The organism is Streptomyces sp. NPDC001027, from assembly GCF_040299045.1.
Taxonomy (GTDB): Bacteria; Actinomycetota; Actinomycetes; order Streptomycetales; family Streptomycetaceae; genus Streptomyces.
Window position 1 is genome coordinate 40,790 of sequence record NZ_JBEPBI010000043.1, and the last position, 10,054, is coordinate 50,843.

General features: G+C 69.4%; 10 protein-coding genes. 5 read left to right on the plus strand and 5 right to left on the minus strand.

The window, feature by feature from the left end; translation table 11 throughout:
• Positions 1-75 precede the first annotated feature (75 nt).
• From asnB to ABT300_RS15275, 3 genes are all read left to right on the plus strand, one after another.
• Complete coding sequence (gene asnB, locus ABT300_RS15265; RefSeq protein WP_351675231.1) at positions 76-1,926, plus strand: asparagine synthase (glutamine-hydrolyzing); 1,851 nt, start codon at positions 76-78, stop codon at positions 1,924-1,926.
• A 258-nt stretch (positions 1,927-2,184) separates the two neighbouring features.
• Positions 2,185-2,409 (plus strand): hypothetical protein, encoded by a 225-nt coding sequence (locus ABT300_RS15270; RefSeq protein ID WP_351675234.1) that lies wholly within the window; start codon positions 2,185-2,187, stop codon positions 2,407-2,409.
• Entirely contained in the window at positions 2,406-3,851 is a 1,446-nt protein-coding gene (locus tag ABT300_RS15275; RefSeq protein WP_351675237.1) for an amidase, read from the plus strand. Before ABT300_RS15270 ends, ABT300_RS15275 begins: the two co-directional genes overlap by 4 nt.
• 90 nt (positions 3,852-3,941) lie before the next feature.
• On the opposite strand, the gene ABT300_RS15280 is transcribed toward ABT300_RS15275, so the two are convergent.
• From ABT300_RS15280 to ABT300_RS44490, 4 genes are all read right to left on the minus strand, one after another.
• Positions 3,942-4,766 carry a maleylpyruvate isomerase family mycothiol-dependent enzyme gene (locus ABT300_RS15280; RefSeq protein WP_351675240.1) on the minus strand — a complete coding sequence of 275 codons (825 nt, stop codon included), beginning with the start codon at positions 4,764-4,766 and terminating at the stop codon, positions 3,942-3,944.
• 283 nt (positions 4,767-5,049) lie between these two features.
• The gene (locus ABT300_RS15285; RefSeq protein WP_351675242.1) at positions 5,050-5,391 is read right to left on the minus strand and encodes a sensor histidine kinase; all 342 of its coding nucleotides are present in this window, start codon (positions 5,389-5,391) and stop codon (positions 5,050-5,052) included.
• 271 nt (positions 5,392-5,662) lie between these two features.
• A complete protein-coding gene (locus ABT300_RS15290; protein WP_351675244.1) occupies positions 5,663-6,094 on the minus strand; it encodes a cupin domain-containing protein in 432 nt (143 codons plus the stop codon).
• A gap of 108 nt (positions 6,095-6,202) precedes the next feature.
• Positions 6,203-6,367: a VOC family protein gene (locus tag ABT300_RS44490; protein ID WP_502977945.1), complete on the minus strand. Its 165-nt coding sequence runs from the start codon at positions 6,365-6,367 to the stop codon at positions 6,203-6,205.
• 87 nt (positions 6,368-6,454) lie between these two features.
• Here ABT300_RS44490 and ABT300_RS15300 point away from each other — a divergent pair, with 87 nt between their 5' ends.
• On the plus strand, positions 6,455-6,697 hold the full coding sequence (locus ABT300_RS15300; protein ID WP_351675252.1) for a hypothetical protein: 243 nt from the start codon (positions 6,455-6,457) through the stop codon (positions 6,695-6,697).
• 10 nt (positions 6,698-6,707) lie between these two features.
• On the opposite strand, the gene ABT300_RS15305 is transcribed toward ABT300_RS15300, so the two are convergent.
• On the minus strand, positions 6,708-7,295 hold the full coding sequence (locus ABT300_RS15305; RefSeq protein WP_351675247.1) for a DinB family protein: 588 nt from the start codon (positions 7,293-7,295) through the stop codon (positions 6,708-6,710).
• 417 nt (positions 7,296-7,712) lie between these two features.
• Here ABT300_RS15305 and ABT300_RS15310 point away from each other — a divergent pair, with 417 nt between their 5' ends.
• Positions 7,713-9,959 carry a fibronectin type III domain-containing protein gene (locus tag ABT300_RS15310; RefSeq protein WP_351675249.1) on the plus strand — a complete coding sequence of 749 codons (2,247 nt, stop codon included), beginning with the start codon at positions 7,713-7,715 and terminating at the stop codon, positions 9,957-9,959.
• Positions 9,960-10,054 lie beyond the last annotated feature (95 nt).

A 10,054-nucleotide genomic window follows, 5' to 3' on the forward strand; every position in this document is an offset into this window, starting at 1 on the left:
GGCCCGACCGCTTACGGCCGGGGCGCCCGAACTCGCATCTCCGGTCCCCAACACACCATGGAGAGGACAACCCACATGTGCGGAATCGCCGGATGGGTGGACTTCGAACGCGACCTGACCCGTGAACGCGCAACGGCAGACGCCATGACCGACACCATGGCCTGCCGCGGCCCGGACGCAAGCGGCTTATGGACCGACCGTCACGCCGCCATCGGCCACCGCCGGCTGTCCGTGATCGACCTCGAAGGCGGCAAGCAGCCCATGCTCGCCGAGGACGACGGCCGCACACCGGCCGTGCTGACCTTCAGCGGAGAGATCTACAACTACCGGGAGCTGCGCTCCGAGCTCGTCTCCCGAGGCCACCGCTTCCGCACCAAGAGCGACACCGAAGTCGTCCTGCGCGCCTACATGCAATGGGGCGCGGACTTCGTGACCAGGCTGAACGGCATGTTCGCCTTCGCCATCTGGGACACTCGCAGCGAGGAACTGCTCCTGGTCCGCGACCGCATGGGCGTCAAGCCGCTCTACTACTTCCCCACCCCCCACGGTGTCCTGTTCGGCTCCGAACCCAAGGCCATTCTCGCCAACCCCGAAATCCCGCGCCGCGTCGACGCCGACGGTCTCAGCGAGATCCTCGACATGGTCAAGACACCCGAACACGCCATCTTCACCGGCATGTTCGAAGTCCGTCCCGGCCATCTCATCCGCGTGCGCCGCCAAGGGCTGACCAAGCACCGGTACTGGGCCCTGGAGGCCAAGGAGCACACCGACTCCCTGGACCGGACGATCCGCACCGTGCGCGAACTCCTCGAGGACATCGTCTCCCGGCAGCTCATCTCCGACGTCCCCCTGTGCAGCCTGCTGTCCGGCGGCCTGGACTCCTCCGCCGTCACCGCCCTGGCCGCCAAGGCGCTCAAGGACCAGGGCGCCGGCCCCGTCCGGTCCTTCTCCGTCGATTTCGTCGGCGCCGCCGAGAACTTCGTCCCCGACCCGCTGCGCAGCACCCCGGACGCCCCCTTCGTCCGGGACCTGGCCGAACTGGTCGATGCGGACCACAAGGAAATCCTCCTCGACAGCGACGATCTCAGCGACCCCGCCGTGCGCGCCGCCGTCCTGGCCGCCACCGACCTGCCGCCCGTCTGGTACGGGGACCTGTGGCCGTCCCTCTATCTCCTCTTCCAGGCCGTACGCCGGCGCTCGACCGTCGCCCTCTCGGGAGAGTCGGCGGACGAACTCTTCGGTGGCTACAGCTGGTTCCACGACCCCGAAGTGCTCACCGCCGAGACCTTCCCCTGGCTCACCAGCACACCCGGACCGTTCTACGACGGCACCCCCCTCTTCGACGGTGACCTGCTCACCCGACTCGACCTGCCGGGCCGACGCAGCGACAGCTACCACGACGCGATCGCCGAGACCCCCGTGCTCCCAGGCGAAAGCGGACTGGAGAAGCGGATGAGGGAGCTCAGCTACCTCAACCTCACTCGCTTCGTGAACACCCTCCTGGACCGCAAGGACCGCATGAGCATGGCCGTGGGCCTGGAGGTGCGCGTCCCCTTCTGCGACCACCGGCTCGTGGAGTACGTCTTCAACGCCCCCTGGGCGATGAAGAAGTTCGACGGACGGGAGAAGAGCCTGTTGCGCGCCGCCGCCCGCGACGTCCTGCCGAAGTCCATCGCGGAACGCGTCAAGGCGCCCTACCCCAGCACCCAGGACTCCGGCTACGAGAAGAAGCTGCGCGACAGGTTCGCCGAAGTGCTCTCCAGCGGAACCGCACCCATCCTTCCGCTGCTCGATCTGAGCCGGGTCCAGGACCGTCTGACCCGGCCGGTCAGCGCCGAGAGCACGCAGATCACCCGGATCGACCTGGAAGTGCCCCTGTCGCTCAACGCCTGGCTCGAGTCGTACGACGTCACCCTCGACCTGTAGCCCTTCACGAACGGCCCCGCAGCCGCGCCGAACCCGGCTCGGCGAGCCCCCAAGACCGCCCGGCGTCTCTGTGCGTTCATCCCCCGGCAGCAGAGACGTCGGGCGTCCCCTGGCCGCAGAAGACGCCGGGCGTCCGCCGTCCGCAGTGATGTCGAGCGTCCGCCGGCAGCAGGGCCGTCGGGCGTCCGTCGGCCCTGTGGCAGCCGACCGCCCGCCGGCGTCGATCCTTCGCGCCGAAGATCCTGAGAGGACACGAGTATGCCGCCGCCGCCCTCACACCACGACTCCGACAGGCCCGCCGAAACGCCGGGGGACGCCCGACCCGAGGAAGCGGCCCGCAGTTCACGGCACCGCGAGGCCGTGGAACTCGCGGACCGCATCACCCGGACCATCCGCATCCTCGAGGAGCTCGACCTCACCGGCGTCGCGCCGGCGCCGGTCCTCACCCTCACCGAGCACGGCGCGACCGGGAGACCGCTGTGACGCAGCCCTACGAGCTCACCGTCGCCGCCGCGGCAGACGCCATCGCAGCGAAAGAGCTCTCCCCGGTCGAACTGACCGAGTCCGTCCTGCAACGCGCGGCGGAGACCGAAGGCGCCCTCAACGCCTTCGTGACCCGCACACCCGAGGCGGCGCGAGCACGAGCGATCGAGGCGGAGCGAGAGGTGATGGCAGGGCGCTCCCGGGGACCGCTGCACGGCATTCCGTTCGCGCTCAAGGACAACATCGACGCGTCCGGCGTCCCGACCACAGCCAGCTCCTCGGTCTGGGCCGATCGCGTCCCCGTCCACGACAGCGCGGTCATGGACCGTCTCACGGCCGCGGGCGCCGTTCTGGTCGGCAAGACCCATATGCACGAGTTCGCCTACGGGCTCATCACGCCCCAGACGCGCAACCCATGGGCGAGTGACAGGGTCGTCGGCGGCTCGAGCGGAGGGTCGGCGGCCGCCGTCGCCGTCGGATCGGCCGCCTTCGCCCTCGGCACCGACACCGGCGGCTCCATCCGCGTCCCCGCGTCGTTCAACGGGCTCGTGGGTCTCAAGCCCACCTACGGCGTCGTCTCCCGCCACGGAGTTGCCCCCCTGTCGTGGTCCATGGACCACGTGGGCCCCCTCACCCGGAGCGCCCGGGACGCCGCCCTCGTCCTCCAGGTCATCGCCGGCCGAGATCCCCGGGACCCGGCAAGCGTCGTCTCACCTCACCTGCACCGGACCGGTCAGGGCTGCGGAGATCTGCGAGGCATGCGAATCGGCGTCCCGGCCAACTACTTCTTCGAACACGTGGCACCGCAGGTGACGGACGCAGTCCGACGGGCGACGGACCAACTCGTCGCACTCGGCGCGACCGCGATCACGGTGACCTCCCCACTCACCGCGTACCTGGTGCCCACACTGTGGGGCCACGTGGCTCCCGAGGCGGCCGCGGCCCACGAGGATCACCTGCGCCGTTGCCCCGACCTCTTCAGCGACGGCCTGCGGACCCTCCTGGAGGCCGGCCGGATGATCGCCGCCGACGACTACCTGAGAGCCCAGCGCTGCCGCACCCTCATCCGCCGGGCATGGCGGGAGATGTTCACCACGATCGACGTCCTCGCGACACCCACGGTCGCCACCACGGCACTGCTCCGCTCCCAGTCGGAAATCCGGTGGAGCGACGGATTCACCGAGGACGTCACCGACGGCCTCCTGCGGCTGACATCCCCTGCCAACGTCACAGGACTGCCTGCCCTGACCCTGCCGATCGGAGAGGACTCATCCGGCCTCCCCATCGGCATGCAGCTCATCGGCGACCGACTGGCCGAACCCGACCTGCTCCGCATGAGCGAGATCTACGAAGAGGCCCTGGGCAACGGCACGGACGCGGGCCTCCGACGCCGGTCACCCCTGTCGAGCGCGTTCGCCCTGGAGCGGGCGCAGGGAGAGTGAACAGCCCCCGGGCCCGGCAGCACGCCGACGACCACTGACCCTCCTCGGGTCAGCCACCGGCGCCATTCCAAGATCAAAGGAACGCCCTGGTCACGGCGCGTCGAACAGGGTCGGGAAGCGGGGGGCGAGCCAGGGCTTGCGGCCCCAGGCGAGCACGGCCCCGCGTGCCATGGCCTGCCACGGGCCCAGACGCCCCAGCGCGATGAGAAGGAAGGCGACCGGCTCGGTGAGGATGGTGCAGTCCGAACGCTCCGGCGGATCAGGAAGCACCTCGACCCTGCCGTCGGCGAACGCGACGCCGAATGCCGCGCCACCCCTTACGCGGACGGTGTAACGGGCCGTCAGCGCGGAGGCGGTAACGACGCGCGGCATCGCCGCCTTCAGGAACGGCAGGCACAACCCGACCCGCATCTCGTCGATCATGTGCGGCCGACGCAGCCCGCGGGCGAGATCGTAACCGTGGCCCAGCATGTGGGTCAGCAAGTACGAGGCGAGAACGTCCTGGTCCATGGGGCCGAGCGGGGTCGCGAGCTTCCGGCCCGCGGTCCCGTCCGCCACGGCTCGGTCCACCCCGTCCAGGAACACGTCGGCCTGCTCCACGATCATCGCGGCCAGCGGTTCTGCCGCGCGCTCGGGGAAGTCGACGAGGCTCTGTGCATTGGCCGCCGCGAGACTCTGCGGCGTGCCGTCTCCGTAGACGCGTTCCTGGCCGGACGCGAGATCGGCCATCAGGCGGTTGGCCAGTGCCAGGTGGGCGGCGGTCTCGCCGACGGTCCACTCCAACCCCGGTACCGGCACGGTCATGTCCGGCGCGCCGTCCAAGAGCGCGGCGATGGCGCCGGCGGTCTCCCGTATCGCCTCACCGAGCCCTTCCGGCAGGCAGTCCCTGGTCCTCGCCTGTGTCTCCCGGTCCACGCCGCTCGCTTCTCCTCGGGTCTGCGCGATCACGCACTTGTAGCGCCGTACAAAACCAGACCCACCGCTCCGGGACAAGGGGCGGGGACGACACCCGCATGTGCGCGGAGCCGCCCCATGTCCTCCCCCGTTCGCTCGGAGCCGAGCCACCTGCCGACGACGCAACGGCCGGAAGCCCTCCCAGCGTGTCGAAGCCGACGTCGCCACGACCGGCCGTTCACGTTCGTGGTGACCAACAGGTCGCGGCCGGCGTCGAGTTCAAGGCACGTCCTGGACCGTCGCGCTACGTACTCGACAGCGGTGGCCAACTCGCAGAAACCCCTTCACCCCACGCAGTTCCCTCGCCGAGCGGGAAGATGACGTCGATCCTGGTGCCGTGGCCGGGAGCGCTGTCGAGGTGTACGTGGGCGTGATGGAGTTCGGCGACGGCGGCGACGACGGACAGCCCGAGGCCGGTGCCGCCGGCCGCGCGACTGCGGCCTTTGTCCGCGCGGCAGAAGCGGTCGAAGACACGACCTTGCGCTTCCTCGGGTATTCCGGGGCCCCGGTCCTCGACCCTGAGCGTCACCGTGCTGGAAGCGGCCGTGAGCTCGACGCTGCAGAAGGTGTCGGGAGCGGCGTGCATGCGGGGCTCTGCAGCGGTTGCTGCCCGAGGTGGACGTCGAAGGCGAACGCCTCACCCAGCTGCACACCGCGCCCCACCGGCCCGAGCCGCACCTTCCTCCGCAGCCCGCGGCGGTGGAAGCCGGCCGCCCCTTCGCCATCGAGTGACGGAGCCTGCCGTACAGGCACGTTCCCTCCTGTGCGGGCTCGCTCGCGGTGAACGGGAGGGAACGTATGTGCGCTCGACGCAACCCCTTCTCGGACCCGCTCTCGGCAAGCCGGGCTCGTACGGCTCACAGCATCTCGAAGTCCTCGTACTCGAAGCCCGGAGCGACGATGCAGGACATCAGGACCGGCTCGTCACCGGCTGGTTGGGCGGTCTGCCAGACGCCGGCAGGCACAAGGAGCTGCGGCTGCTGCCCATGCTCGATGTCCGGCCCCATCGAAGCGGCGGCCGCCTCCTGCGGAGCGGCTCCGTCTCCCCCGAGCCGCAGTGTCAGCGGGCCGCCCCGGTGCCACAGCCACAGTTCGTCCGAACGCACCCGGTGCCAACGGGACACCTCGCCGGGATGGAGGAGGAAGTAGATGCCCGTCGCGAAGGGGCGAGGCCCCGCGTACCCGTCCGGAACCGCGCTCGGCCCGGTCCGCCACGTCTGCCGAAACCACCCGCCTTCGACGTGCGGCTCCAGCCCCAGATGACCGACCAGCTCGGAGATCTCATTCATGTGCAGCCATTTTGCTCTCAAAGATCCGTGTCCGCGCCGTCATCCCTCTGATCCAATGACGGCGGCCGGCGCGACACCTGTCGTGCGCGCCCGCCGCCTTGCGGCCTTTCAGTCCCGCGGCGCCACTCGGACACGATTCCCGTCAGGATCGGCTGCGAGGAAGGTCAGCCCGAACGCCTCATCATGAGGTTCGTGAAGGATCGCGACCCCCTTGGACTTCCACCGCTTGAAGATCGCGTTGAGCTCGTCGGGTCCACCTCGATGGCCAGGCACACCTCACCGGTACGCGGGACGTCCGGTGACAGGTCCTCGAACCGGCCGGACCACAGAGCGAGGTCAGCGCCTGGCCCGAGGTCGAAGGTGAAGTATCCCGGAGTCTCGAACGACGGCCTCATGTTCGCCCGAGGACTCGCCCGGGACGACGATGAAGAAGCCGCCGCCGGTCACAAGGTGACGATCCGCTTCCTGCATCTGGAGGACGTGCGCGCACTACTGCCGTTCGGCAGCGCCGTTACCGTGCACGGCCCCTCCGAAGCCAGGGCTCACCTCAGCGACCTCGCCGCCGACCTCGCCCACCACTATGCGGTGTCACCAACGTCCTGACGCACAACGGCTAAGCAGTGATCGACGCGGTTGCCCTGGCGGCCTGCTCGATCTTCGCGCAATAGGCTGCGCGGGCCTCCTCGTCGATCTGCTGCTCGTGTTCGGCGCGCAACCCGGTCCGGCCGTCGAGGCCCTCGCGCAGGATGTCGGCATGCCCCGCATGCCGGACGGAGTCGCTGAGCACGTGGACCATGACGGCGAACAGGTTCGTGTTGGGACAAGGCTCCGACCACCACGGCACGTGGCCGGGGGCGTCGAGGGGAAGCTCGTTGATCGTCGCGTCCGAGTGTTCCCATGTGCGCCAGTAGAACCCGATGATCTGTTCGCGGGTCTCGTGCTCGGTCGCCCACATGTCGCTGCCGTCGGAGTGGTCCTGCCACCGGGGCAGCGATTCGGGGGAAGGGCGGTCGAAGACCTCGCCGAAGTACCTGGCCTCGACGTTGGCCACGTGCTTGACCAGGCCGAGGAGATTCGTCCCGGTCACTGTCAGAGGTCGGCGGGCGTCGTATTCCGACAGGCCGTCAAGTTTCCAGAGCAGCGCCTTGCGATCCCGCCGCAGTCTCCCGTGGAGGTCGTTCTTCGCGAATTCATCGATCATGCAGCATGAGCCTGCCACGGGCTGCCCGTGGTCTCAAGATCCCACAGGCGGTCCACAACGACCGTCAGAGCCGAGACATGGCCAAGGCCGCCTCCTGGACGGCGTACTCGGCGGGGCGAAGTCCCGGTGGCGGCGGGTGAGCACGCCGACGACCAGCAGCGCGAGCGGGCGCAACAGGTCGTCGACCCTTTGGAAGTGAGCCGCATCCGGCTTGCCGGCTGTTGTCCGGTCATGCCTGAGCTTCCATGACACGCCGTCTGCCGCCTGGCACGCGGCAGCGGGAAGTGGTTGACGTGATTCCGCACAAACCCCCTTACGTGAGCGATCTTTCGAATGACACGATCGAGGCGGCGCACGCGCCTTCTCCCTGTTTCCGATCGAAAGTGTGGCCGTCAGCAGATGCGCACATCCCTACACGTGACGCGCCGTACGGCCAGCGCAGCCGTGCTCTCTCTGGCGACCACCCTGACCGGACTCGCCTTCCCCACAACCGCGCAGGCGGCCGTGACCTGCTCGGCAGGTGTGTGGAAGGCTCAGTACTACGCCAACACCACACTCACCGGCACCCCGAAGGCCACCGTCTGCGATGCCTCCATCGCCGAGAACTACGGCCTCGGCGACCCTGTCGGCGTCACCCTGCCGCGGGACGACTTCGGCGTCCGCTGGAGCACCACTCGCAACTTCGGCTCCGGCGGCCCCTTCGACCTCACCGTCGCCGTCCAGGACGGCGCCCGCGTCTACCTCGACGGCAACCGCAAGATCGATCTGTGGCGCAACGTCAACACCACTCAGAAGAAGACCCTCCGCCTCACCGTCCCGCGCGGGACACACACCCTGCGCGTGGACTTCGCCGCCTTCACCGGCACTGCCAACGTCGCCTTCGCCTACAAGCCCGTCATCGGCGCCGCCTACGACAGGATCGCCCCCCTGGCCCCGGTCGGCCTGAAGGCCGCCTACTCGGCGGCCACCCTGAAGACGACCCTGGTCTGGTCCCGTAACTACGAGCTGGACCTGGCCGGTTACCGCCTCTACCGCCGCACCGGGAGCACCGGCGTCTGGAGCCCGCTCAACAGCACCCCCATCACCGGCAGCGCCTTCACCGACACACCGCCCGCCACCGGCGCCACCCACGAGTACGCCCTCCGTGCCGGCGACCGCTCGGGCAACCTCTCCCCGCTGTCCTCCCTGACGCGCATCGTCAGCGCCGACAGAACAGCCCCAGCCGCCCCCACCGGACTCACGGCCACGCACGACGACTTCGGCACCCGGCTCTCCTGGTCCGCGGTGAGCGGGGCGACCTCCTATGAGGTGCAGCGGTCCCTCGCACCGGAGGGGCCGTTCTCCTCCGTCTCCACGCCCACGCAGAGCACCGCTTTGACCGACCTCAACGCCGCCCTGGGCACGACCTACTACTACCGCGTGCGAGCCGCAGACAGCGCAGGCAACAACTCCCCGTACTCTGCCCCCATCCAGCTCGACGCGACCGAGCTCAAGCCTCTGCCGCCGACGCAGGTCTCCGCCAACGGCTGGGTCGACCGCAACACCGTCGGCTGGCGATACGACGGTGACGCGTCCCACCGGTTCCACGTCTACGCCGCCGAGTCGGCTGCCGGCCCGTGGACCAGACTGACCGGAACGCCGGTCAGTGGCTCCGCCTACGACGACTTCACGGCGCCCGTCCGCCAGGTGCGTTACTACCAGGTCAGGACGGTCACGACACACGGCACGGAGTCGAACGCGTCGACGACGGCCTCGGCCACCCGCAGCGGAGACGTCACCCCGCCGCACATGCCGTACGGCCTGAGCTCGTGGAACGGCGCCGACGGCGTGCACCTCGTCTGGACGGCCAACACCGACGACACGGATCACTACCTCGTCATGCGCAAGTCGATGTTCGGTGCGTGGGAGCAGATCGCCGTGGTGCGGGACGTCAAGTACCTCGACGCCGACGTCCCGGTCGACGTGCAGTTCGGCTACACCGTCCGCGCCGTCGACGCCGCCGGCAACACCTCGCCCATGCCCCAGCCCGGCTATGGCGCCGTCTACGGCAAGCGCCTGCCGGTGTACGAGAAGCCGGTCGCGCCCGCCTCGGTGACCGCGACGGCCGAGAACGGCAACGTCACGGTGGCGTGGACCGCGAGCACGTCGACCGATGTGGCCGGCTACTACGTCTACCGCACGACCGCTTCGGACCCCGCGTCGGCCTACTCGGTCTCCCCGCTCGTCACCGGCACGACGTTCACGAACGAGAACGTGCCCGCCGGCAGGACGTGGCACTACGTGGTGCGCGCCGTCAGCACGCACAGCCTGTGGTCCGACTTCTCACCGATGGCCGAGGTCACCGTGCCCTGCCAGGTCATGACCGCACCGGCCACTCCCCGGATCACCGGGGGCGGCAGGGGAGCGGACTTCGTCCAGCTCAACTGGGAGGTCGGCTCGTGCGACCAGGATGCCACCGTCGCGTACAACGTCTACCGGTCCACGTCCGCCTCGGACGTCTTCACCCCTGAGCACCGCATCGTTTCGGGCGTGACGGCACTGACGTACACGGACACCGGCCTGGCTCCGGCGTATTACTACTACGTCGTCACCGCCGTGGCCGCCGACGGCGCCGAATCGCCCCCGCAGTCCAAGCCGTTCGAGATCTCGACCCAAGCGCCCTGACTCCCCGCTCCCACCCGCAGGCCCCCGCCGCCCGGAAGCCTTCACACCTCCGGACGGCGGGGGGCCTCCCTTCGGAGGGCGCTCAACAGGATCGA